This window comes from Candidatus Paceibacterota bacterium (genome assembly GCA_041660505.1).
Classification (GTDB): Bacteria; Patescibacteriota; Minisyncoccia; order Phycocordibacterales; family JACRKE01; genus JBAZWG01.
The window spans coordinates 200,670-226,486 of record JBAZWG010000001.1 but is presented as its reverse complement, the minus strand read 5'-3'; the positions used below and the strand labels follow the sequence as shown (position 1 = coordinate 226,486).

General features: G+C 49.3%; 23 protein-coding genes. 14 read left to right on the top strand and 9 right to left on the bottom strand.

The features are described from left to right. Nucleotides 1-5 precede the first annotated feature (5 nt). Nucleotides 6-2,390: an ATP-dependent Clp protease ATP-binding subunit gene (locus WC764_01265; protein ID MFA6006337.1), complete on the top strand. Its 2,385-nt coding sequence runs from the start codon at nt 6-8 to the stop codon at nt 2,388-2,390. Nucleotides 2,391-2,454: 64 nt separating this feature from the next. Here WC764_01265 and cas2 read toward each other — a convergent pair whose 3' ends face one another. Next, a complete protein-coding gene (cas2, locus tag WC764_01260) occupies nt 2,455-3,015 on the bottom strand; it encodes a CRISPR-associated endonuclease Cas2 (GenBank protein MFA6006336.1) in 561 nt (186 codons plus the stop codon). Nucleotides 3,016-3,156: 141 nt separating this feature from the next. Here cas2 and WC764_01255 point away from each other — a divergent pair, with 141 nt between their 5' ends. The 3 genes from WC764_01255 to WC764_01245 all read left to right on the top strand — a co-directional run bounded on the left by WC764_01255 (nt 3,157) and on the right by WC764_01245 (nt 7,665). Further along, on the top strand, nt 3,157-3,897 hold the full coding sequence (locus tag WC764_01255; protein ID MFA6006335.1) for a glucose 1-dehydrogenase: 741 nt from the start codon (nt 3,157-3,159) through the stop codon (nt 3,895-3,897). An 82-nt stretch (nt 3,898-3,979) separates the two neighbouring features. Then, the gene (locus WC764_01250; GenBank protein ID MFA6006334.1) at nt 3,980-5,056 is read left to right on the top strand and encodes a tRNA-dihydrouridine synthase; all 1,077 of its coding nucleotides are present in this window, start codon (nt 3,980-3,982) and stop codon (nt 5,054-5,056) included. 8 nt (nt 5,057-5,064) lie between these two features. Next, nucleotides 5,065-7,665: a M1 family metallopeptidase gene (locus WC764_01245; GenBank protein MFA6006333.1), complete on the top strand. Its 2,601-nt coding sequence runs from the start codon at nt 5,065-5,067 to the stop codon at nt 7,663-7,665. Here WC764_01245 and WC764_01240 read toward each other — a convergent pair. Then, nucleotides 7,662-8,114, bottom strand: a complete 453-nt coding sequence (locus WC764_01240; protein MFA6006332.1) for a GatB/YqeY domain-containing protein — start codon at nt 8,112-8,114, stop codon at nt 7,662-7,664. The two genes, WC764_01245 and WC764_01240, sit on opposite strands and share 4 nt — an antisense overlap. A gap of 49 nt (nt 8,115-8,163) precedes the next feature. Here WC764_01240 and WC764_01235 point away from each other — a divergent pair, with 49 nt between their 5' ends. Genes WC764_01235 through WC764_01225 form a run of 3 tightly spaced genes read left to right on the top strand, consistent with a single transcriptional unit; the run spans nt 8,164 to nt 12,336 of the window. Next, nucleotides 8,164-8,964, top strand: coding sequence for a hypothetical protein (locus WC764_01235; GenBank protein ID MFA6006331.1), 801 nt, complete (start codon nt 8,164-8,166; stop codon nt 8,962-8,964). After that, a complete protein-coding gene (locus WC764_01230; GenBank protein ID MFA6006330.1) occupies nt 8,954-11,884 on the top strand; it encodes an ATP-dependent DNA helicase in 2,931 nt (976 codons plus the stop codon). The genes WC764_01235 and WC764_01230 overlap by 11 nt, the downstream gene beginning before the upstream one ends. 2 nt (nt 11,885-11,886) lie before the next feature. Continuing rightward, the gene (locus WC764_01225) at nt 11,887-12,336 is read left to right on the top strand and encodes an MgtC/SapB family protein (protein ID MFA6006329.1); all 450 of its coding nucleotides are present in this window, start codon (nt 11,887-11,889) and stop codon (nt 12,334-12,336) included. A gap of 15 nt (nt 12,337-12,351) precedes the next feature. Here WC764_01225 and WC764_01220 read toward each other — a convergent pair whose 3' ends face one another. Further along, nucleotides 12,352-13,527: an MFS transporter gene (locus WC764_01220; protein MFA6006328.1), complete on the bottom strand. Its 1,176-nt coding sequence runs from the start codon at nt 13,525-13,527 to the stop codon at nt 12,352-12,354. Between the two features lie 194 nt (nt 13,528-13,721). On the opposite strand from WC764_01220, the gene WC764_01215 reads away from it, so the two are divergent. Then, entirely contained in the window at nt 13,722-14,453 is a 732-nt protein-coding gene (locus WC764_01215) for a hypothetical protein (protein MFA6006327.1), read from the top strand. A gap of 471 nt (nt 14,454-14,924) precedes the next feature. On the opposite strand, the gene WC764_01210 is transcribed toward WC764_01215, so the two are convergent. Further along, a complete protein-coding gene (locus WC764_01210) occupies nt 14,925-15,227 on the bottom strand; it encodes a four helix bundle protein (GenBank protein ID MFA6006326.1) in 303 nt (100 codons plus the stop codon). A 122-nt stretch (nt 15,228-15,349) separates the two neighbouring features. Here WC764_01210 and WC764_01205 point away from each other — a divergent pair, with 122 nt between their 5' ends. Next, the gene (locus WC764_01205) at nt 15,350-16,312 is read left to right on the top strand and encodes a reverse transcriptase/maturase family protein (protein ID MFA6006325.1); all 963 of its coding nucleotides are present in this window, start codon (nt 15,350-15,352) and stop codon (nt 16,310-16,312) included. A 63-nt stretch (nt 16,313-16,375) separates the two neighbouring features. Here the strand turns inward: WC764_01205 and WC764_01200 are convergent, their stop codons facing one another. The 5 genes from WC764_01200 to WC764_01180 form a co-directional block, all read right to left on the bottom strand. Next, nucleotides 16,376-18,316 carry a ribonuclease J gene (locus WC764_01200; GenBank protein MFA6006324.1) on the bottom strand — a complete coding sequence of 647 codons (1,941 nt, stop codon included), beginning with the start codon at nt 18,314-18,316 and terminating at the stop codon, nt 16,376-16,378. Between the two features lie 71 nt (nt 18,317-18,387). Next, nucleotides 18,388-20,178 (bottom strand): ABC transporter substrate-binding protein, encoded by a 1,791-nt coding sequence (locus WC764_01195; protein ID MFA6006323.1) that lies wholly within the window; start codon nt 20,176-20,178, stop codon nt 18,388-18,390. A 111-nt stretch (nt 20,179-20,289) separates the two neighbouring features. Beyond that, the gene (gene secG, locus WC764_01190; GenBank protein MFA6006322.1) at nt 20,290-20,523 is read right to left on the bottom strand and encodes a preprotein translocase subunit SecG; all 234 of its coding nucleotides are present in this window, start codon (nt 20,521-20,523) and stop codon (nt 20,290-20,292) included. A 115-nt stretch (nt 20,524-20,638) separates the two neighbouring features. Next, a complete protein-coding gene (locus WC764_01185; protein ID MFA6006321.1) occupies nt 20,639-20,917 on the bottom strand; it encodes a hypothetical protein in 279 nt (92 codons plus the stop codon). A gap of 287 nt (nt 20,918-21,204) precedes the next feature. After that, nucleotides 21,205-21,360: a hypothetical protein gene (locus tag WC764_01180; GenBank protein MFA6006320.1), complete on the bottom strand. Its 156-nt coding sequence runs from the start codon at nt 21,358-21,360 to the stop codon at nt 21,205-21,207. A 226-nt stretch (nt 21,361-21,586) separates the two neighbouring features. Here WC764_01180 and WC764_01175 point away from each other — a divergent pair, with 226 nt between their 5' ends. The 5 genes from WC764_01175 to WC764_01155 all read left to right on the top strand — a co-directional run bounded on the left by WC764_01175 (nt 21,587) and on the right by WC764_01155 (nt 25,817). Next, nucleotides 21,587-21,901, top strand: coding sequence for a co-chaperone GroES (locus tag WC764_01175; GenBank protein ID MFA6006319.1), 315 nt, complete (start codon nt 21,587-21,589; stop codon nt 21,899-21,901). Between the two features lie 32 nt (nt 21,902-21,933). Further along, the gene (gene groL, locus WC764_01170) at nt 21,934-23,601 is read left to right on the top strand and encodes a chaperonin GroEL (GenBank protein MFA6006318.1); all 1,668 of its coding nucleotides are present in this window, start codon (nt 21,934-21,936) and stop codon (nt 23,599-23,601) included. A gap of 200 nt (nt 23,602-23,801) precedes the next feature. Continuing rightward, nucleotides 23,802-24,107 carry a hypothetical protein gene (locus tag WC764_01165; GenBank protein MFA6006317.1) on the top strand — a complete coding sequence of 102 codons (306 nt, stop codon included), beginning with the start codon at nt 23,802-23,804 and terminating at the stop codon, nt 24,105-24,107. A 216-nt stretch (nt 24,108-24,323) separates the two neighbouring features. Continuing rightward, nucleotides 24,324-25,148, top strand: a complete 825-nt coding sequence (locus WC764_01160; GenBank protein MFA6006316.1) for a hypothetical protein — start codon at nt 24,324-24,326, stop codon at nt 25,146-25,148. 189 nt (nt 25,149-25,337) lie between these two features. Then, entirely contained in the window at nt 25,338-25,817 is a 480-nt protein-coding gene (locus tag WC764_01155; GenBank protein ID MFA6006315.1) for a hypothetical protein, read from the top strand.

Genomic DNA, 25,817 nt, shown 5'->3' with positions numbered 1-25,817 from the left:
ACATCATGAATGCATACACATTAATGACCGCCAAATCGCTTGCTGGTCTCGACAGCATCTTGACCAATAAGTCGCGCAAAATTCTTCTTATTGCTACCAAGATTTTCATGATTGTCGGTATTCTTTTCTTGGCGTATGCCCACTATTTCATCTCTGTGCCGAGTATCGCTGTGCGCCTCCTCGGAGTCCTCGCGCTTTTGCTGGTTCTGTGGATTTGCCTAATCTTGCTTGATGCATATGAGCGTTCCTACGACTCCGACCATGAGCCCTACTGGATAGAGGCTTACATTATCGCAAATCGAGGAAGATATGAGAACGATTACCTCCGCGCTTACGTCGAATCTCGCGCGGGCTACGAAGTATTGCTCCGTCTCGGTATGGAGGCGGCGGCGATAAATTCGCTGGCACAAGCACCGCGCTTGGCTTCTGCCTCGCCATTTACACCTTCGGACGAGGCACTTTGTTCATTTAAGACATTCTCGCGCGAATTGTTCTTGGCCGAAGTGGCTTTGCGCGACGTGTTATTTAATGTTGCAGCAGGCGAGAAAGAGTTTACCGGCACTGTCGCCCTTGTAATGGATCAAGAGAATGTACGCCGGCAGAAGGAGCGCTGGTGGACAGCAGAGAATCTCGGCAGTATAAAAAGTATCGGCAAAGATTGGGCCTATGGGGACACCTTTCGGCTCGATCGCTATAGTGAGGACATTACCCGCACGCGCAAGGGGATAATGGACCGCGTAAAGAGCGATATGCACGAGGCTGAAATCAGCCGCATCGAGGTGGCGCTCTCGCGCGCGGATGAGACTAATGTATTCTTGGTTGGCCATCCCGGGGCAGGGGTCGTGGATATTATAAATGGTCTGGCCGACAAGATTTTGACCGGTAAAACAACGGCTCAGCTCGCCCATAAACGTACCGTTCGCTTCCATGGTGTCGCTCTTGTCTCCGGCTCAAAAGCCAAAGACGTCTTCGAGACGGAGTTCCAGCTAACAATCAAAGAAGCCATTCACGCCGGTAATATTCTACTTATCTTCGACGACTTTGCCGCCTTTTATAGTTCCGCGCAAGCTTTGGGTTCAGACGTTACAGCCTTGCTTGCTCCCGTCCTTGCGTCTTCTGCAATCCAGATTATCGCGCTCTCCGACGCAGCGAATTTCCATAAGCTTTTTGAATCCAATCAATCGCTCATGTCAAAGTTCGAGAAGATAAGTATCGACGAACCTAATCACGATGCTGTTGTTGCACTAATCGCGCGCATGGGTGCCGACATCGAAGACAAGAGCGGGCTAACTTTTACATATCCGGCACTCGTGTCTATCGTGGAATGTGCCGAGCAGTATATTACGGACGGCATTATGCCGGACAAGGCCGTTGACCTGCTCATGGACTTATCATCAACTCTCGTACGCGACCATGATTTTTTCGTCTCTAAAGAAGATGTGCTCCAGTTCGTGAAATTAAAAACAAAAATTCCTGTCGGCGCGATTGGCATGGATGAACAAAGCAAGCTGGAACATCTCGAGGAATATTTACATCAGCGCGTAATCGGCCAAGAACAAGCGATTAAGGCAGTGGCTGACGCACTTCGTCGTGTTCGTAGCGGTATCAAGAATCCAAATCGCCCCATCGGCACCTTCCTCTTCTTGGGGCCGACCGGCGTGGGTAAGACCGAGACGGCAAAAGCCTTGGCCGGCGCCTACTTCGGCGACGAGTCGAGTATGATGCGTCTCGACATGAATCAGTACAAAGAATCGGACGCCATCGACCGCCTGATCGGCTCCTTCAGCCTCGGCAAGCCGGGCGTGATGTCATCTATGATTCGCGACAAGAAATACGGCGTACTTTTACTGGATGAATTTGAGAAAGCGTCGAATAATGTAAAAGACTTGTTCCTGCAAGTGCTGGATGAAGGCGTCTTCGCCGATGCCTCCGGCGAGAAGGTAAACGCACGCAATGTTATTTTCATCGCCACCTCAAACGCCGGGAGTGATGATATTTTCAAAATTGTCGAGAGCGGCGGCAACTTGGCCGAGCATAAAGAGGAGCTGACCAACGCGCTTGTCGCGAACGGGACGCTCAAGCCGGAACTCATGAATCGCTTCGACGGCACGATATTCTTCGAACCATTGTCGAAGGAGAATATCACTAAGATCGCCGAGATGCTCCTCAAGAAATTGCAGGCGCGCCTGCGCGAGAAGGGAATTGATTTCGTTATTAATCAGGCTGTATTGGATAGCGTTGTGTTAATAGGCTACGACCCCAAGTTTGGCGCCCGCCCGATGAACCGCGCTATTCAAGATAAGGTAGAGGGCCTGATTGCCCGCAAAATAATCGCCGGCGAACTGCCTGCTGGGTCAAAGATAGAGCTCACCGCAACCGACCTAGCGTAAAGGTCATAATTCTTGAAACCCGGATTTACTACATTTTTGAACGGCCGTCTAATTTTGTAGTATTTTATTTTCCTTTCAGCCCGAACTTTTTAAGTAGCCATTCGTCATTCTCAAGCTTCTCGACGATTGCATACAGAATCTCTGCGTTGCTCGCGAACGATGTTTTAAGCAGTGCAACGTAGTCGTAACATTCATAAGGATATATCCAGACGCTTTGCTGAAGTCTCTCGAAACCCTGGGCCTTAAGCTCTCTGCGCAAAAGATTTCGTTTTTTTCGTTTTGTCTCCTTGATATCAAAAATTACCATTCGCCATTTACCGTCCCATACTGTCTTCGTAATTTTTATCTTCTTTCTTTGTGTGTCTCTGAGCTTACGTTCACCCATTTTGGTAATCATGTAGAATTCCTTCTTGCCTCGGACTGTTTTGATGACGAGTCCCTGCGAGCAGAGTCGTTCTACCGAAAGGGAGGCATAATGTTTTGCGGTGTATTTTTTTCTAACAATGAGTGGCTGTAGCTCATTGACTGCCATGGTCAGGAATTCTCGAGTATCCCAGTCTTTTGATTGGTCGAGAAGTGTCAGAATAATTTCCGGAGCACCCTTGTAGGTGTATTTAATCGCCATAGATTAATTATATCAAACTCGATGTAAAAACACTACAAATCGTGACGGCCGTCTAAAAATGTAGTGATATGTTCTGGCTCGTTTGTGGTACAGTGTTTACATCGATGCTATACTTGCAAGGAAGAAATTAACATATCCTAGATGAAATTAAGAAACAAAGTAGCACTTATTACGGGTTCAAGCAGAGGAATCGGCAAGGCAACAGCTATAGTTTTTGCCAAAGAAGGTTCCAGTATCGTGGTGAACTATGTAAAAAACAAATCAGCTGCCGATGAAGTGGTGGCAGAGATACGAGGTTTGGGCGTAGGTGCTATTGCAATCCAGGCGGACGTGGCGAGCGAAGACGATGTGAAAAGAATGATTAGCGAAACGACACAGCACTTCGGGGCAATTGATATTTTGGTTAATAATGCTGGTATCGTTTGGGATATTCCCATATTTACAAAAACTGTTGAACAATGGGAACGAGTCCTCCGCGTCAATTTGATAGGAACTTTTCTTTGTGCTAAATATGCCGTGCCACATATGAAAAATAGGGTTGGTGCGTCGATCCTTAATATTTCTTCAACAAACGGCATTGATTCATTAAGTCCGGATTCGGCAGACTACGATACCTCAAAAGCAGGAGTCATTAGTCTGACGAAGAACATGTCTCAAGCTCTAGCCCCTCAAATCAGGGTAAACTCAATAGCTCCAGGCTGGGTTGATACAGAAATAAACAAGGACTTGCCACAAGAGCTTGTTAAAAGCGAAACAGAGAAGATTGCCTTGGGTAGATGGGGTCGGCCGGAAGAGATAGCAAATGCGGCCCTATTCCTCTGCTCAGATGACGCAAGTTTCATCACGGGTGCAACTCTCGTGGTAGATGGCGGATATCAGTAAGAGATACGCTGCCCAAAATTTAAACTGGCTCACCGCAACCGACCTAGCGTAAAGGCTAAAAATATTGCATAATAGGTAACTTATGTCTTTCTGGACTAAATTACCTAAACCTTTCTTTGCATTGGCCCCAATGGCTGATGTCACCGACGCGGCATTTCGGCAAATAGTGGCAAAATATAGTTTTCCTCTCGAAAAGAGGTCTTTGGAAAGGTCCTCGGATCTCCTCGGCTTGCGCCTCGGCCAGACCATTTCCAAACACCCTTTTCCTCAAGGCGAAACTGTATTTTGGACCGAGCAAGTATCCTGCGACGGTCTTGTACATGAAAAGGCAAGAGAAAAATTACTTTTGGATTTGCGATACAGCGAAGGCGAGCGGCCGATAGTGGCGCAGTTTTTCGGTTCGAAACCGGAGAACTTTTATTATTGTGCAAAATTGGCGAGTGAGCTTGGCTTCGACGGTGTGGACATCAATATGGGTTGCCCGGACAAGTCTGTGAATAAGCAGAAAGCCGGCGCGGATTTGATAAATAACCCGGAACTTGCGCGTGAAGTTATTGAAGCGGCGAAGGAGGGCGCGATGTCCGCCAGCCGGCGGATACCGGTGTCGGTTAAGACCCGCATAGGTTATAACAGTATTATTACAGAAAAATGGATAAGTGAAATTATAAAGTCAGAACCGGCAGCAATCACTATTCACGGGCGGACAAAGAAAGAGATGTCGAAAGTGCCGGCGCATTGGGATGAAATTGCCAAGGCGGCAAAATTAATTCATGCGGCGGTAAATCCGCCAGCTGGCGGAATTTTATGCATCGGCAACGGTGATGTAAGAAACATGAACGAGGCCAAAACAATGGCCGAGAAATATTGCGTAGACGGCGTAATGATCGGGCGTGGCATATTCGGTAATCCGTGGCTGTTTAATCCGAAAGTTTCGCGCGAGGATTTGCCTTATGAAGAACGCGCGAAAGTAATGCTTGAGCATGCCGGACTCTTCGAAAAATTGTATAAAGGCATAAAGCCATTTGCTGTTATGCGTAAACACTTCGGCTCGTACATGGCAGGGCACATACACGCTAAAGAACTAAAAATTGCGCTTATGCAAACAGAAAGTTCTCAAGATGTCGAAGCTGTTTTGAGGCAACATAAACTTGTGATATAGTAATTTCTATGCAAAAAAATAAAGCAAAATCAGTACGTTTATCGTCAAATGTAAGCCCAAGCCGTTACCGTCTTATGATCCACCCGAGCCACAATCATAAGACGTTTAAGGGCGAAGAAACTATCGAGCTTGCGCTTGCAAAACCAACAAAAGCTATAACTTTGCACTCTGCTGATCTGACGATAAGCTCTGTTTTTCTGTCTCAAAAAAAGAGCAGACAAGAAGGTATTGTGTCGTACGACCCGGCAGAAGAGACAGCAACCTTTACGTTTGCAAAAGCAGTACAAGGGAAGTGCGAGCTCGAACTCGCCTTCAATGGTAAAATCACAGAGAAGCTCGCCGGATTCTATCGCAGTACCTACGAACATGAGGGCGAGAAGCGCACGTTGGCTACGACTCAATTCGAGCCTGTAGATGCTCGCCGTGCCTTCCCATGCTTCGATGAGCCTTCGCAGAAGGCAATCTTCGATATTACTTTGATGGTGCCGAAGGGGCAGATTGCAATTTCGAATACCTACGAGATTGACCGAGAAATAGAAACCCCTCTCCTTCGGGGAGGGGCAGGGGAGGGGCTGTACGAAATCGTCAAGTTCGCGCCGACGCCGAGGATGTCGACCTATCTCGTCGCCTTTATTGTCGGTAACTTTGATTACGTTGAAGCGAAGACGAAGGGCGGGGTGCGTGTAAGAATTTTTGCGACACCCGGCAAGAAGCATCAGTCAGAGTATGCGCTCGACACAACAGTCAAGATATTAGAATTTTACACCGATTATTTTGGCATAAAATACCCGTTGCCGGTACTCGACCTCATCGCTGTGCCCGACTTTCCCGTCGGGGCTATGGAGAATTGGGGCGCTATAACATATCGCGAGACCGGCTTGCTCGTCGATCCGGATCATTCATCTGCGGCGGCAAAGCAGAGAGTTACGCTCGTAATTGCGCACGAGCTGGCGCACCAATGGTTCGGCAACCTTGTTACTATGGAGTGGTGGACCCAGCTCTGGCTTAATGAAGGCTTCGCCTCGTGGATTGAATTCCTCGCGATGAATCATATTCATCCAGAATGGAATATGTGGGAACAGTTCCACACCATGGACAAGGCGGAAGCTTTGCATTTGGACGCACTTGCCTCGACTCACCCGATTGAAGTCCCGGTACATCATCCTAAGGAGATCTCTTCGCTTTTCGATGCGGTGAGCTATCACAAGGGCGCCTCGGTGATTCATATGCTCCACGCCTTCCTCGGGCCGAAGACGTTCCAAAAAGGTCTGCAACATTATCTCAAAAAACATTCGTACAAAAATACAGTGACGAAAGATTTGTGGGATTCGCTCACTAAAGTATCGGGTGTCAATGTGGCGAAACTCATGACGAATTGGATCGGCGAGCCAGGCTACCCGATTGTTTCTGCCTCTCTTAAGTCTGATAAAATAGTGCTTTCGCAAGAAAGGTTCTTCTCGAATCCAAAATCAGCAACAAAGAAGAATGCAGTCTGGCAGATTCCGGTACTTATCGAGCAGGCAGGGAAGAAGCAACTCGAGAAAACTTTATTGACCAAGAAACAAGCCCAAGTCTTAGTCGGTGCATCAGCCGACTGGACACTTGTTAATGCCGGCCAGGCCGGGTTCTTTCGTACCGCATACAGCAAAGAACTCCTTGCGAAACTATATGAACCTATTCGAAACAAGGAGCTTTCGCCCATCGACCGCTTGAGTATCTTGAGCGATGCATTCGCCTCTACTCGGGCCTGCCGGATATCGACATATACAGTGCTTGATTTGCTTGCCGCCTACGAGCATGAAGATAATTATAATGTCTGGTCGGAAATCGCCGGTGTCATCGGCGCGGTAGACCTTATGTTGCACGGCAATCCATTGCAAAAAAAGTTGCGTGCCTACGCGAGAAATTTGTTCGCTACAGTGATGGACACGTTGGGTTACCAGCCCAAAAAAGACGACAGCCATAGTACCTCGCTCCTGCGCTCGCTTACCTTTGGCCAACTCGGCCGGTATGGGCATACGGCAACTGTCGAGCATGCAGAGAAGCTCTTCGACGCGCATGTGGCATCGGGCGCAGAAATATATCCCGACCTGCGTGCGGGCGTCTATCAGACCGTCGCCTTGCACGGCAATGTGAAAGAGTACGAGCAGATGCTCGCCTTATGGCATAAAGAAAGCATGCAAGAAGAGAAGCAGAGATTGGCTATCGCACTTGGGTTCTTCCGCGACTCCGCGTTGGCATTGCGCACGCTTGATTTCTCTATGTCTGACATGGTGCGCCCGCAAGATTCGCGTACGGTGCAAGCGGGCGTCATTGCGAACCCTGAAGCGAGTGAAGTATTGTGGCGCTGGACAGAGAAGAATTGGGGACTGCTTTATGATAGATTCTCGCACACCGGCAGTTTGTTTAACTTTATGGCATTAGGCTTCTTCGGCCATTTCCAAACCAAAGAACAAGTAAAAGCCGCTAAATTATTCTGGAATAAAAACAAAAACAAACAAAAAGGCGCCGAGAGGCCATTCGCCCAAGCAATTGAGAGTGTAGAAGGTCGCCTCTTGTGGCACAAAAAAGCGCAAAAAGACGTCGAGAAGTTCTTGAAGAATCTTTAAGCGAATAGCGAATCGACGACCGCCTTCACATCTGCACCGTCGGCCTTGCCTTTCAAGTCTTTCATCAGGGCGCCGGTGAGGATACCTGCTTTGGATTTGTCGGAAATATTAAGCTCGGCTTTCTTGGCTTCGGCCAGGATCTGAATATCGGCTCTGGGCATCAGCTGTGGCAGATACTTTTCGAGTATGCTCATCTCGGCTTTCTCGCCTTCCACCAGATCTTGACGGCCGCCTTTTTCGAATTGGTCTATCGAATCCTTGCGCTGTTTGACCAGCCGGCGGATAACGGCTATGCCGTCCTCGTTCGGGAGCATCTCTTGCGGGGTGCGTTTGGTCGCGACCAGCTCATTGGTAAATGCCGCCAGAATTCCGCGCAAGGTCCGTAGGCGAACCTCATCCTTGGCTCGCATCGCGTCTTTGATGCTCGCTTTTATATCATCATGTAACATATACTCTAGTATAGCTGAAAGCGGGGAAATATGCTATAATTAACAGATTATGGCGAAGAAAAAGGCTAATTCTGTAGACGAACCATTGGTCAAAAAGCGCATTCGTGCGGTCATCATGCGCAAGAAGAAGCTCCTTGCCGACACGGCCGGAGACGAGCAAACGCTCCGTAACGAGCTGATGCAAATCAAGCATCTCTATGACACGACGATAGGAGTGCTCTACCTGAAAATTGATGAGCTTGATGAGTCGATATTCGCATTGCGCAAATTGGGCGACTTGCTTGATAAAGATATGACGCTTAAAGAAGCACAGAAAATCCTCGCCGGCCGTGCTGAAGCCGAGCAAACAAAACGCGACGAAGAAGACAGCCGAATGCACGAAGAGTACGATCGCATGATGCGACGCAGTGCGGCGACGCCCGCGAACGGCCTCGAGCTCAAGAAGCTCTGGCGCAAACTGGCCTTCCGCTTCCACCCCGACTTAGTGCAAGACGATGGCGAGAAGAAAGAGCGCGAGCAGATGATGCAGAAAGTGAACGACGCCTACGCGAGGGGCGACTTGATCGGACTGCGGCTTCTCGAAGAATCGGATGACGGAGAGGAGCTGGATGTGGACAGCAGTATGGAGGATCTCGAACAGACCTTGCTTGACATCGAGAGCAGTCTCAAGCGCTCGAAGCAGAAGATTGTGGCACTCAAACGTTCAGAATGGTTCTCGTGGAAGGAGAAGCTTGCGGCGGCAATCGACGAAGAGAACGATCTCTTCAAAGACCTCGAGAAGAAACTTAAATATCAAGCCGCTCTTCGCGAGAAATCTATTATCGAACTAAAGAAAAAGCTTGGCATCTAAAATCTTCACCGAAATATACAAAAAACTGAATAAAGCACAGAGAAGTGCTGTAGATAATATAGAAGGTCCGGTGATGGTTGTGGCCGGCCCCGGTACCGGCAAGACCCAAATACTGACTCTTCGCATTGCGAATATCCTAAAGAAGACCGACACGGCGCCGGAGCAGATTTTGGCGCTCACCTTTACCGATGCCGGTGTTACCGCGATGCGCGAGCGTCTGGTCTCCATAATCGGCGTTACGGCATACCGCGTGCCCATTTTTACCTTCCACGGGTTCGCGAATGAAGTGATTAATCGCTTTTCGGAGCATTTCCCCGACTTGGCGGGCTCGCGGCCATGTTCAGAACTCGACCGCATTTTGCTGATGCAAAAAGTCTTTGATATTGCCGATCTTGAACATCTTGCTTCGCACAGAGCGCCATACCACTATCTGCAAAAAACGCTTTCGGCAATTTCTTTACTCAAACGTGAGATCATAAGTCCGCGTGAACTTCTCGCTCGTTTAAAAAAAGAAGAACAGGTAATCAGAAAGGCAGATGACTACAGACATATTAAAGGCCCGCATAAAGGCAAAGTAAAAGGTGAATATCAAAAGCGCGAGGAAGCGATAATTAAGAATCGCGAACTCGCCTTGCTCTATAAAAAATATGAAGAAGCACTCGCCGATAGTTTATTCTATGACTACGAGGATATGATACTCGCGCTTGTGACGGCGCTCGAGACAAATAAAAATTTGAAGCTTATTCTGCAAGAGGAGTACCAATATCTGCTTGCCGATGAGTATCAGGATGGCAACGGCGCGCAGAACAGAGTGCTTGATTTGCTCGCAGACTTTCATGATTCTCCCAATATATTCATTGTCGGCGATGAGAAGCAGGCAATATACAGATTCCAAGGCGCCTCGCACGAAAACTTTACTAATTTTAAGAAACAATATCCAGACGCGAAGATAATAACACTGACCGAAAATTATCGCTCGACGCAGAATATTTTGGATATTGCCGGAGCCGATCTTGTTGCTAAGGCAAAGCGTAAAGAGTCTTTTATAAAGGTATACGAATGTGCGAGTGTGCCGGACGAAGCAGATTGTATTGCACAAGAAATTTCTAAAAAGATAAAATCAGGCGTAAATCCCGAAGAAATCGCAATCTTTACCCGCACCAATAAAGAGCTCGGGCAATATGCGGCGGCGCTTGCAAGGAGCGGCGTCGCTTTGTCCGTAGAAACAAAGGAAGATATTCTTGACGATCCGCTGATAGAGAAACTGCTGATTTTGTTCAATGCGGCGGCGCAAGTTGGTGAAGACTTCGCGCTTATCTCGGCTCTGCATCTTGATTGCTTTAATATAAACGAGCTCGAGATATACGAGCTCGCGCGAGAGGCGCGGAGAAAAAAAATATCGGCATGGCGCGTCCGTGCGGGAGGCGAGATAGAACGCGCGCGCCAACTTATCCTTTCGTGGGCCAAGGTTGGCGCGAACGTATCACCGGCAGAACTCATCTCTAATATTCTGCGCGAGTCAGGCTTGTTAAACCAATTTATTGCCCACTCGGATGCAGACACAGAGCTGGATAAGCTCGCGCGCTTATTGACGTATCTGGAAGATTATACTAAAACTCACCGTTCGGCTCGGATCAAAGACATCGCGAAAGTGTTATCCTTGCTTGATGAGTATAACGTCCTCGAAAGTCGCGTAGGCACGAGACGAGCCGGACGCGTCCTCGTAATGACCGCTCATAAAGCAAAGGGTCTTGAATATGAACACGTGTATATAACGGGCGTCGTAGAAGGCAACTGGGGCGGGCGAGCGAGCCGAACGGTATTCAAAATCCCGGGGATTGTTGCCTCGACCAAAGAAGAAGAGGAGGCGGACGAGCGCAAACTGTTTTTCGTCGCAATGACGCGGGCGAAAAAAGAGCTCACTATAAGCTACGCAACTTCGCGCGAAGACGGAGCGACACTCCTGCCTAGCAGATTTATCGCGGACCTGCCAGAGAAGTTATTACACAAGACCGCCTTGTGTGCTATTACACAAGGCGGTCTTGTGGGACGAGTGGCGCAGATACTGGTGCCGACTGTAACGTCGCAAACGAGAAAAGATATCCAGGATTTTGTGCGCGAGACGCTATCAGAGAGAGGTCTTGCGGTTACTGGCCTTAATAATTACCTGTCTTGTCCGTGGAAATATTTCTATCGCAATCTCTTGCGCATTCCCGAGCCGCAGAACAGCTCGCTCATGTTCGGCAACGCGGTGCACGCAACACTTAAGAAATTCTTCGATAAGTATCGTGTTCAAGAAGACATGGGTAAGAAAGAATTGCTGGAGACTCTGGACAGGGAACTTGAGAAAGAATATTTCACCGATAAAGAATTAACAGAGATAAAGAAAAATGGCAAAGATGCCATATCCGGTTATTATGACGCGTACAAAAACTCTTGGGCTAGAGATATAAAAAATGAATTTCCTATAGACGTTATGTTTCCGGTCGGAGATGGCGAATTAAGACTGACTGGCAAACTCGATAAACTCGAAATAACAGACGGAGCCGTAAACGTAGTGGACTATAAAACCGGCAAGATTAAATCCCGAAATGAAATCTTGGGTAAAACTAAGAATTCCGAAGGGGATTATCACCGCCAGTTGGTGTTTTATAAACTTCTGTTAGACAGATACGAAGAGGAGAAATATAATATGCAGACCGGCATGATAGACTTTATTATCCCGGACCTGCCTCGCCGGCAGGCAGGCAAGAATATCGGCAAATACAAAAAAGAAGTCTTCACGATAACTAAAGAAGAAGTATCGAAATTAGAAGAAGAAGTTGCGCGGGTCGCCAACGAGATACTAAACCTGTCGTTCTGGCAGAAAAGATGTGGGGATAAACAGTGTGAATATTGCCGTCTTCGCGATATACTATAGCCATGATACAAGAATTTCTCATTGACGCCGGAACCTACGAGCTTTTTATTAGACTTGTTGTTGCGGCATTACTCGGTTTACTTATCGGTACGGAACGGTCTTTGGCGCACAAGACGGCCGGGATGCGCACTTTTTCACTTATCGCACTTGCGGCGGCTCTCTTTGCAATCATCGGCGAACAGGTTGCTTTAACATCGATACCCGTTTCATCCATTGCTCTTGCGAATGTTCTGGCCACCGTCATCTCCGGTATTGGCTTCATTGGTACCGGTCTCATTTTCTTGAAACACGAACACATGAACGGTCTTACCACCGCGGCCGGGCTCTGGGCAACTGCCGGTGTCGGAATGGCCTGCGGGCTCGGATATTATATTCTCGCCACATTTTCTGCTGTCCTCGCTATTATAATATTGGGCGTAGTCTCTTATTTCGAAGAAAAGGTAATAGAATAGACGAAGAAATAAAGACTAAGCTCTTGACGGTTCGGTATCCTGAAGCGAAGAGGCGTTATATGCGCCTACGAGCATTACGATACCAAGCGCCAGAAATAGTCCTTGCATCGGCATAATCTGAAGCAAAATAATCGCGACGATTGGTGCGACAATATAATTAAACTGGCGGGCGTTGCGGAAGAAAGCGATGACACCAGCGTCGCGCGGGCCAATCTGTTTGAAGAAATAAGTCTCGTTCATTATCTCTATCGCCGAGGCACCGGTGCGGGTGAGGAATAAGAGCGCCGCCCACGGGACGATGCTTGTGTATCCGAGGAAGTAGAGCCCGGCCGTGGATACTGCGGCGATTATGAACCCGGCGGTGAGTATCTCTTGCTCGCCCAAATATCTGTCGGCGATGACACCAAGAGGTAGCTCAAAGAACACAAAAGGCAGGAGCATAATCATAAAGATAAAGCCGATATCGCTCCAGGCAAATCCTGCGTATTGATGCAAATAGAGCGGCGTGTAGATTGTCATCCAGGTATAGAAAAATTCGAGTACAAATGTCGAAATGAATATCTTGCGAATGTTAACATTCCTGTTCAGTACGCGTAAGCCATCGCGCAGATGGTGGTCGCGAGGCTTTATCTCCGGGAGGCCTTTAAGGCCGAAGATGCAGATAGCAAGGGACGGTAATAAAATTAACGCGGCCGTGACGAACATGAGAGGGTAGCTATCATTGCCGATAATACTGCCTGTGATAAGCGGGCCGGCGACGAAGGCCAGGTTGTACATGGTCAAGTAAACTCCGCGGATATTGCCGGTGGTTGCGTCATTCGACAACTTCTCGACAGCAAGATCGAAGGCGATAAGAAGCAGGAATTCCGCGACAGAATAGATAACAACGAAGATTATGGCTGTAACGGCATCTGACGAGAACGCAAGTGCAAGCGACGAAAGTATTGTAACAGCAAAAAGTATAAGAGTGAGCTTGCGATGCCCCAACCAATTGATTAGACGGAAGAAATTAAGCGAGAAGAATATCGAGATAAGCGCGATGCTCGCATAAACCAGTCCCACATAAGTCTCGCCGATATAGCTTGCAATGTAGGTGGAGAGCACATAGACAACGAGCGCGAAATGAAGGCCATAGAAAAAATTACTCGCATAAACAAATTGCAGAAGCTTGCCCGAAACAGCTTTGGTCATATCTCTATTATATCGCGCGGTGACAAAATTAGTTCTGGATAACTGCTATTGACATATATCGAAAGAGTATGCTAAATTATACGGCAGCTTCGCTATATTGAAAACCGATAAGTGATCGCGGTTAATGATACTTGCTCGGTTGCAAGACTATCATTTACCGTGTACCCCACCGCTGTGTGGGAAGGAGGTGTCCAATGCCCAGAAAGGGATTGCCCGACACCCGAGGACGCGGAGCGTCCTACGACCTCGCGGGGAAGATCGCAAATGCGCGACTCCTCCTCGCCGCCGAACTCCTCGGCAAGCTTACGCCTGAGCAACAGGCGGCGCTCGCGCACAAGGACAAGAAGTCCGTGCGGGAACAGATGGCGGACGCGTGTGCAGCCATCAACTCGGGCAAGACGCTCGTCGTCAAGCCCGAGGTTGTCTCGCCATCCGCACCGCCCGCGCAGCCGCGGCTCAAGCTCGTCGAAGGCACGACCATCGTGCCGTCCTACGACAAGTTCGAAGTGAAGAAGCACTTCAAGCTCGACACCTCCGCGAAGGCCGCCGTCCAGATCTACTACCTGGGCGACAACTTCAAGGCGAACTTCTCGAACAAGATCGAGACCGACGTCGAGAAGGCCGAGCTGCGCTGCCACACCCTCCTCCGTTCCTCACTCGATCCCGAAATCATGAGCGAGCTCGATGAAGCTCGCCGGGTCATCAAGCTAGCCCACTTCTGGGGTATGCTGTTGCAGCAGCCCCGCGGAGAGACTGGCCCGCTCCTCGTCAACGGCTACGCGAACATCGCGTATGTCGAGGACGAAAATGGCGTTCTCTGGTTCGTGAGCGCGGGCTGGGACTCCGGCAACGGCTGGTACGTCCTCGCGCGCTCGGTCGAGGGCCCGCTCAGGTGGAGCGTCGGCCTTCAGGTCGTCTCCCGCTGATCCTGTTTACCTCGGTCACTTATTCTTTCTTCTTAAGCCCTCTGACACTTTGTCGCTTTGGCGGCAGGTATCGGGGGGTTTTGTTTTTTATCTACATATGCTAGCTTCTCAAGTTAAGGCCACTCCATTGCACCGGCTACGGCTTGTGCAGAGGGCCTCGCATCCCTGTATTCGAGAATTAGTGCGGGTACGCCTGCACCAAGTGTGGATACAGCAAGCTCTAAAAAAGAGTGAGGATCGGTGCAGATTGCTGGCGGACTTTGAATGTCCCAGACACGATACAGCTCGGCGAGTATTCCAAAAGAACTCAAAGAACAGTGGCACGGATGGCAGTCTGCACGGTGCGTGGCGCTTGTTTCTCTGGGTCGTGAACGCGAACTGGAACTCCGGCAACGGCTGGAACGTCAACGCGAACTCGGTCGAGAACCCGAACAGGTGGAACGACGGCAATCAGGTCGTCTCCCGCTACCCTTATCTTTCCTCCGCACGCGTTGTGGAGGTTTTCGTAAGCAGGCCTTTTCGCCATCCGCCGATCATGCGCCCAACTTCCTCGATGCCTTCGCCGATGATTGCAAGATGTTTGTGCGAGATAGTCTTGGTTTCCCATGCGAGCTGTAAAAAGAAACGTAAGCAGTCTACCGCGTCAATCGCTTCTTCAAGCAACGGTAACTTATGAGTCGTGTCTGCGTAGGCAGCTTTGCGAAGCGTATTGAGCAGATCAAGAAAAGTTTTCTCGATGGTCGCGCCAAGGCCAAATCGTTCGAGCCTTGGCATATTCTTATGAACCGGAAGCCACAAAATATAGACTGCTTTTACTTTCGTAATAAGCGGCAGGGTGTTGCGGGGGGGGGGGTACTTTTAAGGTTTTGATTTTGCATAATTAAAAAAGCTACCATATGAGAAAAAAGTTTACAACTAGCTATGAAGAGATCATTTCCGTAAAGAATTTGTTATTTGCGTGGCAAAACTTTGTTCGAGATAAAAAGACGAAAGCCGACGTGCAAGTTTTTCAGTTACATTTACTGCACAATATCTTGACTCTTCATCGAGAATTGAAAAGTTTTACCTATATGCACGGCCACTATGAGCACTTCAAAATTAATGACCCCAAGCCTCGCGATATTCATAAGGCGTCGGTGCGCGACAGGTTATTACATCACGCGCTCTACCGCAAACTCTATCCCTTCTTCGACGGGACTTTTATATCTGACTCATACTCTTGTCGGTTACGAAAGGGAACTCACAAGGCACTCAAGCGATTTGAAGAATTTGGACATCGGATGTCCAAGAATAATACCCGTACCTGCTGGGTACTCAAATGCGACATACGCAAGTTCTTTGCGAACATCAACCACCAGATTATTTTTAGCATTCTTGCAGAATATATTTCTGACGAGAACGTCCAGTGGTTGCTTGAGAAAGTAATTTCAAGTTTTCAAACCGGTCTGCCGCTCGGTAATCTGACCTCGCAACTTTTAGTGAATATTTACATGGACGAGTTCGATCAGTATGTGAAACACAAACTAAAAGTAAAGCATTACATTCGTTATGCAGATGATTTTGTCTTTCTTTCTGATGACAAAACATTACTCGAACAACTCATTCCCCAAATTTCTGATTTTCTGAATATAATGCTCAAGCTTTCATTGCATCCGAACAAGGTTTCTATCGCTACACTTGCTTCTGGCGTCGACTTCCTGGGATGGGTGCATTTTCCCGATCACCGGGTACTGCGCACGACGACGAAGAAACGGATGTTTAGAAACTTGCAGAAAAAGCTACACAATCCAGCTACCCTGCAATCCTATCTCGGGTTGCTAAAGCACGGAAATACACAGAAGTTACAGGAAATGCTTTAGACGCTCGGCGTCGGGCTCCCAGATGCCAAGCGTCGGACCCCGCTTGGAAGCTTAGCTTCCAAGTTACACCTCGATTAAGACCGGCAGGATTATCGGGCGCTTGCGGGTTTTTTGGAGGAGGAAGCGGCCGGTTTTTTCTCTGACCAGATTTTTCACGTAGTCTATATTTATTGGGTGCATATCTACCGTCACACTTTCTATTGTCTTCTTAATGAGGCCGCGGACTTCTTTTAACAATTCGCGCGATTCTTTAAGATAGACGAAGCCGCGCGAGATGATGTCGGGGGATTGGCGGAGCTTGCCGGTCTTGACGTCGATTGTTGCGATGATGACGAACATGCCGTCCTCGGCCAAGACCTTGCGGTCACGGATGACCAGCTCGTGCACGCCGGCGCCATCGCCCATGGCGTCCACCATGACCATGTCTATCGGTGCTTTTTCTTTTAATATATGAATCTTCTTACCACCACCCGTTATTTCGACAATCGAACCGTTGTCCGGCACGGCGATGTTCTCGGGCTTGATGCCCGCGCCGATGGCCACCTCCTCGTGCATGCGGAGCATGTAGTGGCCACCGTGCACCGGCATAAAGAATTTGGGTTTGACCATTTTGTATAACCACGTCGCCTCGTCGCCGTAGGCGTGGCCGGAAGAGTGCACGTCTTTGAGACGATAATGGATTATCTTGGCACCTTGGCGGGAGAGGTTGTCCTTCAAGATTTCCACACCCTTCTCGTTGCCAGGAATTACGGATGACGACAGCACGATGGTGTCGCCTTTGTGGAGCTTGAGATATTTGTGCGTCTTGATCGACATGCGTTGGAGAGATGAATATTCATCCGCCTGCGCGCCGGTCGCCATGATGAGGATGCGATCGGGCGGATAGTTGTCGACTTCCTCTACGGGGATTATTGTGCCCGGTTGCATCTTGACTCGGCCAAGCTCGGTAGCGATCTCAATTGATTCACGCATGCCGCGGCCATCGATAATCACCTTCTTGCCCATCTTCTCCGCCTCGGTGATGACGTAAATAACGCGGTCGACTAGTGACGCGAAGGTACCCATGATGAGGCGGCCCTTGGCGGTACGGACGATCTCGCGCAAGTTCTCGCGCACTGTCGTCTCGGAGTCGGACCAGCCGGGCTTGTGGGTATTGGTCGAGTCGCCGGCCATGAAGAGATTATTCTCTTTGCCGAGCTCGGTGTAGAGCTTGACCTCCGATGGCAGCGGTACTTGGTCGATGTGGTCTACCTTGAGATCGCCCATGAAGAGCAGATTGCCCCAAGGACTCTCTATAATTATGCACATCGAATCCGGAATCGTATGGGTGACGTTAGAGAACCTTACGTAAGTATTGCCGGCCTTGACGCGACTGTTGGTCTCGACGATGCGCAGGTCCGGCATCGGGATCTGGGGGAATTCGGCCTGGCGCTTCTTAATCATCATAGCGCCGAAGAGGCGCGTGTAGACCGGCGGGTTGCCCAACTTTTGCATGATGTAAGGGAGACTGCCGATGTGGTCCAAGTGGCCGTGGGTGATGAAGATGCCACGAATCTTATCCTTGCGTTCTTCGAGATAGGTGACATCGGGGATGATGTAGTCGACGCCGGGGGAGTCCTCGCCTGGGAACATGAAGCCAGCGTCCACAATGAAGATGTCGCCATTAAATTCGACGACGGTCATGTTCATGCCGACACCCTCTACGCCTCCCAAGGGAATGATGCGGATACTGTCCGTCGCGAGCGGCGGAATGATCACCTTCTTTTTCTTTTCTTCTTCACCCTGGTCATGTCGTTCATGGTGCGGTCGACTGCTTGCCGGTTGTGAGCGGTGTTGCGGACCACGCTCTCGGCGCGGACGTACGGACGTTTGTTTACGCATCGGCGCGCGCCGTGGCGCTGGCCCGCCTGCCATCGACTTGCCGAAGGTATGGCGGGCAGGTGCATCAGAAACGAACGCGCGTGCCGCTTGGGGCACGAATTTTTTTGGTTGCTGTGGTTCCATGTTAACGGAATTTATGAATTAAAGAATATGAGAATGTAAGAATGAATTAAATTCCTAAATTCTGAAATTCTTTAATTCTGTTTAGTAAAAATCTTCCACACTCTTTCGGTATCGATGTACCAGGTGTAGATATTAGAGAATCTTTCATTGGGTGTCGTGAGAGACATCGGCGTCACTCCTCGCACCCGATTATTAATAAGATAAATGTATTGTGGCGCATATATGAATGAAGCCGGCTGGTCGCGCTTTATTGCTGTGTCCAGTTTGCGGAGCTTGTCTAGTCGGTCGCTGTCGGATGCGCTGGCACGAATGCTGTCTACAAGCTTATCAACGGCTGGGTTTGCGTACATGGCGATATTGAGTCCCGGGTCGGCGCGTTCCGACGAATGCCAGTAGAAGAATGGGTCGGGGTTGCGGCCGACAATCTCGCCGAAGAATAACGCATCGAAATTGCGAGGACGAATGACGTTTTGATTCAAGTCGCCGATCTCATATACCTTGAGCTCGACTTTTGCGCCAAGGCTGTTCCACGTGTCTCGAATCAGTTCTGCTGTCCGCTTGAGTTCCGGCGTGTCTGCCGTAGAAATAGAGAAGGCGAGAGAGACGACCGTCGAACTACTCTTTTTCTTAGGGTCGCCGGTAAACTTCTTTTGGTAAACTCCGCCAACTTTATTCCAACCGTTCTGTTGCAGTAGGGCTTGGGCGCTTGCGATGCGTGCCGGCTGATCTTTTATAGGATTGGTACTGCTCGCGTAGCCGAACGAACCCGGCGGAATCGTGCCGTTTATCGCGTTGCCATAATCATGAAGCACGGTACGAGTAATGGCTTCTTTATCGAGCGAAGCGTCGAGTGCTGCGCGAACCTCACGGTAAGTGAAGGCAGATTCTTGGTTTTGATTGAAGAACACGGCGAAGATTCTTGGGAGATAGAATGAGACTATGTGACCTTTGCCCGTGTTAAGTGCCCCCACATCCTCCGCTGTGATGCCGGAGAGTGTGTCTATATAACCGGCTCCATAAGCGGCAGACCGTGCCTCTTCATTCGCGTAGAAGTACAGTTTGATGTTCTTGATATAAGGCTTGGCAAGCGTGAAAGAGTTAAACGCAGTGAGTGTCAATACTGTTGGTACGCTGTCTTTATTTTTTGCAACATTCACCACTTTGTATGGTCCGGAACCGACGCCCGCTAGATTAAGCTCGTTATAGGGGAATGTCTCGTCATTCGTCTTCTTCCATAAACTTTTCGGGAGTATTCCCAACGTCGTACTTTCGAGGAAGAGTGCGTAAGGAGATTTGAGATGGAACACAACAGTTAGGTCGTCGGGAGTTTCTATATTGATTCCGCTCCAAGCCGCTCCGCGAGGACTTTTGAAAATCGGATTCTTAACTTGATTGATAGTATAGGCGACGTCGGCACTCGAGAGCTTGCTCCCGTCATGGAATACAAGATTCTTCTTAAGAACGAAAGTATATGTAAGACCGTCTGGAGATACGGAATAATTTTCTGCCAGATCGGGGATTAGTTTGCCTTCTGACCCGACGCGCATAAGGCCGGAATAAATAAGGCTCGCCACATCCTTATCCACGTCGCTCGAGGCCAGAACGGGATTACTAAAACGCGGAATGCCCACGATACCCTCGCGCAGTGTTCCGCCGAAGAGAGGCACCTCAACCGTAATCATATCATTAAGCTTTTTTACCAAAAGTCCGAAGCTCATGAGGAAAATTAAAAGCAGAACATAAAAAGCCAATCTTTCTTTCAAAGAGAAATAGCCGAAGAAGTCGTATATTTTTTTACCCGCTTTTGACTTGGGAGCAAGCGCCTTTCCGAACTCGTCGTACTTGCGCGATAAAGACTCCAAAAAATGAAAATTGATCAAAATTCTGACAGAATTTATGAATTAAAGAATTTTAGAATTTAAGAATATTCCCTAATTCTCAAATTCCTAAATTCTCCAATTCTGCTTTGTAATTTACTTAATGAGAAGGGTAACGATGGCTGCGACAACGAACAAGATACTGACCACAAGAGTAATATTGAAGATGACCTTCTCCGCTCCACGTTTGGTGCGGAAGCCGCCGGCGGTACTGTCGCCACCAAATGCGGCGCCGAGTGACCCTTCACCTTGCTGGAGCATGATGAGGCCGGTAAGCACAATAGCGAGGACTACTTGTATCCAAGGCAATGCTGTCTGAAGTAACTGCATGATGGGTAGTATCATAACATACTGACCGAAAAAGTCCAGAAAGTGTCATCTCGAACGAGAACAGGCTGGCATCGAAATTGATTCGATGCCAGCCTGTCTACAGTTTTCTTCGGGTTCAGAGCCCGCCGACGTGTCCGACCGCCTGCACATCTTCCTCTTTGCGGTGATGTCGCGTGGCCTCCCCGCTCCAGAAAACCTCGGCGGAGAACTTCTTCTTCGACTCGTCTTCCTCTTTTGCGGCCACGATTCCGCCGAGGGAGGACAAAAAGTCCTCAAGCTCGGCGACATTTGCCCCGGCCGGCAGGATGACAAGAACCCTCGTCTTCTTCGTCTTCATACTCGTTACTCCTCCGCGCAATGCGCGGCGTCGAAAAACTGTAAATGTCCAGTACACAACCCCCTACTCTCTACTCGTTAAGGGGTTGGCAAAATGCATCTTATCAAACGCACTTTGCCGACCCTTCAACAATTTTCACGAAAAAAGCCCCTCTCGTTTTCGCAAGAGGGGCTTAGTTTTGGTATATGCGAGAATTAAGCCCCTCTGTGAGGAATAATGAGGTTAATAATAATGATCCCGCGTGTGATATTCATGCATATAAATGTAGCTAAAAGACACTTATTTGTCAAATGCAAACGACCAGCACAAACCTTTGTGCTGGTCGTTCGACCGGGCTCGCCGCCTCATTTCTCCGGGGCGGGCGGGGGCTTCTGTGGCGGAGGCGTGGGTTCTTCGGGTTTGGTCTCTTCTGCTTCAGACCACGCCCGGCTCTGCGATTCCAGATATTCCTTACTGACGCCCTTCATCAAGACCTCTCCTTTCTTCCGGTCAGGGTTCAAACAACAATCTCTATTTTTCACAATCTCGATTTATTTGTCAATAGTCAAAATTTGACTCCGGGTTACTTTCTGCATATAATGAGATGTTTACTCTACATAGGGTAAACTTTTTTATTAAAACAAAGAACTTATGCATTTGCTTGCCTCGCGTCTTTACCCGCCTACCGGCGGGCTCCGACGCCGACTCGGCAATCAAACGCAAAAGTTCTTAACTAACAAAAACAGTATGGCAAAAAAACTAAGCGTGCGACCTTTGGCTGATCGCGTTATCGTAGAGCCTCTAGCAGAACATGAGCGAGGCGCTCTTACGAAGAGCGGGATTTTTATACCGGAGACGGCAGAAAAAGAACGTGCCGAGCAGGGCGTTATCGTGGCCATTGGCCCGGGCAAACGCGATGAGAATGGCAAAATCCTACCAATGAACGTAAAGGTTGGCGAGAAGGTGATGTTTGCAAAATACGGATCCGAAGAATTTAAAATCGGGGGAAAGGAGTACTTAGTTCTCTCCGAGTCTAGTATTTCATTAGTTTTTGAAAACTAAAAACTACAAACTAATAACTAAAAACTAGTCTCATGTCTAAACAAATAATTTATGGTGAAGATGCACGCAAAGCGCTGAAGCGCGGTGTAGACAAAGTCGCCAACGCGGTCAAAATTACTATCGGCCCGAAGGGCAGGAATGTGGTGATTGATAAGGGCTATGGCGCGCCGTCTATTACCAATGATGGCGTAACGATTGCAAAAGAAATTTCTCTAGCCGATAAAGTCGAGAATATGGGTGCGGAGATTGTGAAAGACGTTGCTAACAAGGCGAACGACATTGCCGGCGACGGTACGACAACAGCAGTAGTACTTACGCAAGCTATCGTTGAAGAGGGCTTCAAAAGAATTTCTCTCGGCGTGAACGCAATGGGTGTGCGCACGGGCATCGAACACGCGGCCAAGGCGGTCGTGGCAGCCCTTTCCGAAATGGCCAAGCCCATTAAAAACAAACAAGAGATTATACAAGTGGCGACCGTCTCGGCTGAGTCGGAGGAGTTCGGCAAAATCATTGCCGACGCTATCGAGAAGGTGGGCAAGGACGGTGTCGTGACGGTAGAAGAATCACAGTCATTCGAAGTGGAGTCGGAAGTGGTAGAAGGTTTGCAATTTGATAAAGGCTACGCCTCACCCTATCTCATTACGAATGCCGAAAGAATGGAGGCGGAATATGCAGATCCGTATATTCTCATTACAGATAAAAAGATTTCGAGTATCAAAGATATTTTGCCCGTGCTTGAGAAAATTGCCGGCATTGGTAAGAAAGATCTCGTTATTATCGCCGAAGATGTTGACGGTGAGGCATTGACGACGCTCGTCTTGAACAAAATCCGTGGCTCGTTCAACTCATTGGCAATAAAAGCGCCAGGTTATGGTGATAGAAAGAAAGAGATGTTAGAAGATATTGCAGTAATTACAGGAGGCAAAGTTATTACAGAAGAATTGGGTATTAAACTCGATAGTGCAGGACTAGAGATGCTCGGCCGTGCCCGCAAAGTGGTCTCGACGAAAGACAACACGACCATCGTTGGCGGTAAGGGCAAGAAGGCTGACATCGAAGCACGCGTAGCACAGCTCCGCGGCCAGCTCGCAAAAACAGAAAGCTCATTTGATAAAGAGAAAATTCAAGAAAGACTTGGTAAGCTGTCGGGCGGTGTGGCTGTTATCAAAGTCGGTGCCGCGACCGAGGCCGAAATGAAGTATAAGAAATTGAAAGTTGAGGATGCTGTCGAAGCGACCAAGGCGGCTATCGAAGAGGGAATTGTACCGGGCGGCGGAGTCGCCCTCATCCGCGCAATGGCGAAGGTAGAGGTAGCCGGCGTGCGCTCACCCAAGGCTGATATTAAACATGAGTTCGATGCGGGCGTTGCCGTATTACTTTCTGCATTACACGCACCGCTTAAGCAAATTGCAATCAACGCCGGCAAGGAAGATGGTTCGGTCATCGTCGACCGCGTTAAAAATGCGAAAGGTAACGAAGGTTACGATGCGAACAAAGATGCGATTGTGAAAGATATGATTGCCGATGGCATCATTGACCCTGTTAAGGTTACGCGCACCGCGCTCGAACACGCGGCATCGGCGGCGGCAATCTTGCTCACGACCGAAGTTGCCATCACCGACGAACCAGAAAAGAATCCGCCAGCCGGCGGACCAATGGGCGGCGGTCTGCCCGGCGGCATGGGCGGGATGGATTACTAGAGAGGAGTTAGGAGATGGGAGATAGGAGTTAGGAATAATAAAATTAAAGACGGCGAGGTGAGTCCTCCGGAAAAGCGGAGGTCTCTCCTCGGTGACAACAGAACAGCGGAGGTTGAACCTCCGCTGTTTGCGTTATTGACGGAAATCTGTAGGATAAAGCAAGTTTCGCACGTGCCGTGCGATAGGTGAGAGGAGAGGGAATGCCCGACTTCGTTTATCAAGATATTGTTGATGACATCAAGTCCGTCCTGAAGCGGCGGATCGAGGAAGGCATCAAGACGGGTAAGTCGAATAACACGGCTTACTGTATTGAGCACGAGGAGAAGGCCTTCATCGTAGGAATCAAGGACAAAATCAAGAGGGAGTTCAACAACAAGGGGGACGACCACCTTGTTGTGGAGACTCAATTCGAGAAGATCGAGAGAGTCGCCTCGATGGAGCGCTTCTTCTGGCGCCTCCGGATCATATTCCACTGGACTCTCTACTCGCCGGCCGGCGTGAAGTGAGTTCTGGTGGACGGCACGAAGTGTCCAAGCCGGCCTGCACAAGTGATGCAGGCCGGCCAAGGACAAAAAGTCCTAAAATACAATAAAGAAACACTCTTGACACAAATGTCAATAATATGTTAGTATACTGACGGTAGATTTTTGAAACTACGAAAACGAACCGTGGCGTCCGCCACGGTTCACAATGTTATACGGCCTCCGGGAGGGGGCTAGGATATGCGACAGCAAATGCTTGGTTTCTGGGGTCTGGTTGTCGTTGGTCTCTGGTGTCTCGTTCTGGCAATAACGCCGAACGAGTTCGACACCAATAACGTGGCCGTCGATACCCTGGCGCGCATTGTGCGCGAGCAGGGTGCGGCGACTGGCCCGCAGACCGCTCGCATTCGCGGGCAGGTCGCCGAGCTCAAGACGGAGCTTGGTCGCGTTCAATTTGATTTCGGCCGGGCCATCGTGTCGCTGGAGAAGAAGCTTAGCGAACAACAACGGCTTCTTATCGACCGCGAGCAGGTGCTAACGGTCAAGGAAGGCGAGCTCGCCAAGCTCCGCGAGGAGCTGGAATGGACCCAAGCTGAGACAGCGGCGGTGAAGGAGGAGAAGACAGAACTCCTCGGCCGCCTCGACACACTCAAAGAGTGGTCGAACTGGGCCTCGGGTATTTTGACGGGGACTCCGGTCCTCGTTGGTCACCCTACGCCCGCTCCTGCCACCCAGCCGAGCATCGTGGTTAACGGAGGCAACAACTCGGCGACCGCTCAAACTTGCGGGAGCCAACCGGCTCCGCAGGCGACCTCAACACCTGTCCCCACCACCACGGCGGCGCCGGCTACCAAGCCGGTGACGACTGCCTCGCTTCGCGAGGCGCCGATGGTCAACATCTACATCGGCACCTCGTCCGGCCTACGCCTCGACCCGCATTTTGCGGGCGAGGCCGGAGCCGGCCTGAAGCTCTGGGCGGATGCGGAGGAGACTCGCTCTCGAGTCGAGAGGCTCGAGAGCGAGTCAGTCCGCTCCAAAGGGGGAAGAAAAAAGCGCTCGAAGTAATTTAAGCGCCCGTGCACGTCCGGTAGACGTGTCGTAGTTTTCAAAAATGTTCTTTACGAAGCCCGAGGCGGAGAAGGAGGTTAAAATCTTCATTCCGCCCGGGCTTCTGTGTTTTTATCCGTATTGCCGAGGTCGAACCTCGGCAGATTTATTTTGACGAATACGGAATATTTGCTAATATCATATTCTATGAATAAAGAACCATTTAACACGGCGGGAGGGGAGGATATTACCGACGAAATTTTGGAGATAAACGAGATCTTGGCCGGCAGGGCGGCGGAGATAAGGGTTAATGAAATCATAAATCATGCGCGTGCCACCGGTAGCAACGCCGTACTTAGGCGAGCGGAAAGAATTATTAACCTGCCGGACGGCGACCCGAACAAAAGCGCACAGCTTGACGACTTGCGCCTAATCATCGCCTTTTTTGAACTACCAGCGGAAAAGCAAAAGAAGATCAGGCGAGACATCTCCGGTGCAAGCAAATATGAGAGCTCGATACTCGGAGCCCACGATATCAAAGCGGTGCTTAGTGCGATTGAATATGAAGAGGTGGAAAGCAAGTTCGACCAAGACAAACAGGAATTTATAAAAGAAGTGGAAGAAAGGAAGCAGAATGAAAAGCCTAATCTGGACTCGATAGCCTTCGATCAATCGCAAGACGCTTAA

What these genes read in the sequence shown, in the direction of transcription:
- WC764_01165 (MFA6006317.1), top strand. Translation starts at nt 23,802, where the DNA reads ATGCCCGACTTCGTTTATCAAGATATTGTTGATGACATCAAGTCCGTC.
- WC764_01235 (MFA6006331.1), top strand. Translation starts at nt 8,164, where the DNA reads ATGGCGAAGAAAAAGGCTAATTCTGTAGACGAACCATTGGTCAAAAAG.
- WC764_01160 (MFA6006316.1), top strand. Translation starts at nt 24,324, where the DNA reads ATGCGACAGCAAATGCTTGGTTTCTGGGGTCTGGTTGTCGTTGGTCTC.
- WC764_01215 (MFA6006327.1), top strand. Translation starts at nt 13,722, where the DNA reads ATGCCCAGAAAGGGATTGCCCGACACCCGAGGACGCGGAGCGTCCTAC.
- WC764_01265 (MFA6006337.1), top strand. Translation starts at nt 6, where the DNA reads ATGAATGCATACACATTAATGACCGCCAAATCGCTTGCTGGTCTCGAC.
- WC764_01250 (MFA6006334.1), top strand. Translation starts at nt 3,980, where the DNA reads ATGTCTTTCTGGACTAAATTACCTAAACCTTTCTTTGCATTGGCCCCA.
- WC764_01225 (MFA6006329.1), top strand. Translation starts at nt 11,887, where the DNA reads ATGATACAAGAATTTCTCATTGACGCCGGAACCTACGAGCTTTTTATT.
- groL (MFA6006318.1), top strand. Translation starts at nt 21,934, where the DNA reads ATGTCTAAACAAATAATTTATGGTGAAGATGCACGCAAAGCGCTGAAG.
- WC764_01220 (MFA6006328.1), bottom strand. Translation starts at nt 13,527, where the DNA reads ATGACCAAAGCTGTTTCGGGCAAGCTTCTGCAATTTGTTTATGCGAGT.
- cas2 (MFA6006336.1), bottom strand. Translation starts at nt 3,015, where the DNA reads ATGGCGATTAAATACACCTACAAGGGTGCTCCGGAAATTATTCTGACA.
- WC764_01245 (MFA6006333.1), top strand. Translation starts at nt 5,065, where the DNA reads ATGCAAAAAAATAAAGCAAAATCAGTACGTTTATCGTCAAATGTAAGC.
- WC764_01205 (MFA6006325.1), top strand. Translation starts at nt 15,350, where the DNA reads ATGAGAAAAAAGTTTACAACTAGCTATGAAGAGATCATTTCCGTAAAG.
- WC764_01255 (MFA6006335.1), top strand. Translation starts at nt 3,157, where the DNA reads ATGAAATTAAGAAACAAAGTAGCACTTATTACGGGTTCAAGCAGAGGA.
- WC764_01175 (MFA6006319.1), top strand. Translation starts at nt 21,587, where the DNA reads ATGGCAAAAAAACTAAGCGTGCGACCTTTGGCTGATCGCGTTATCGTA.
- WC764_01210 (MFA6006326.1), bottom strand. Translation starts at nt 15,227, where the DNA reads ATGCCAAGGCTCGAACGATTTGGCCTTGGCGCGACCATCGAGAAAACT.
- WC764_01200 (MFA6006324.1), bottom strand. Translation starts at nt 18,316, where the DNA reads ATGGAACCACAGCAACCAAAAAAATTCGTGCCCCAAGCGGCACGCGCG.
- WC764_01155 (MFA6006315.1), top strand. Translation starts at nt 25,338, where the DNA reads ATGAATAAAGAACCATTTAACACGGCGGGAGGGGAGGATATTACCGAC.
- WC764_01240 (MFA6006332.1), bottom strand. Translation starts at nt 8,114, where the DNA reads ATGTTACATGATGATATAAAAGCGAGCATCAAAGACGCGATGCGAGCC.
- secG (MFA6006322.1), bottom strand. Translation starts at nt 20,523, where the DNA reads ATGCAGTTACTTCAGACAGCATTGCCTTGGATACAAGTAGTCCTCGCT.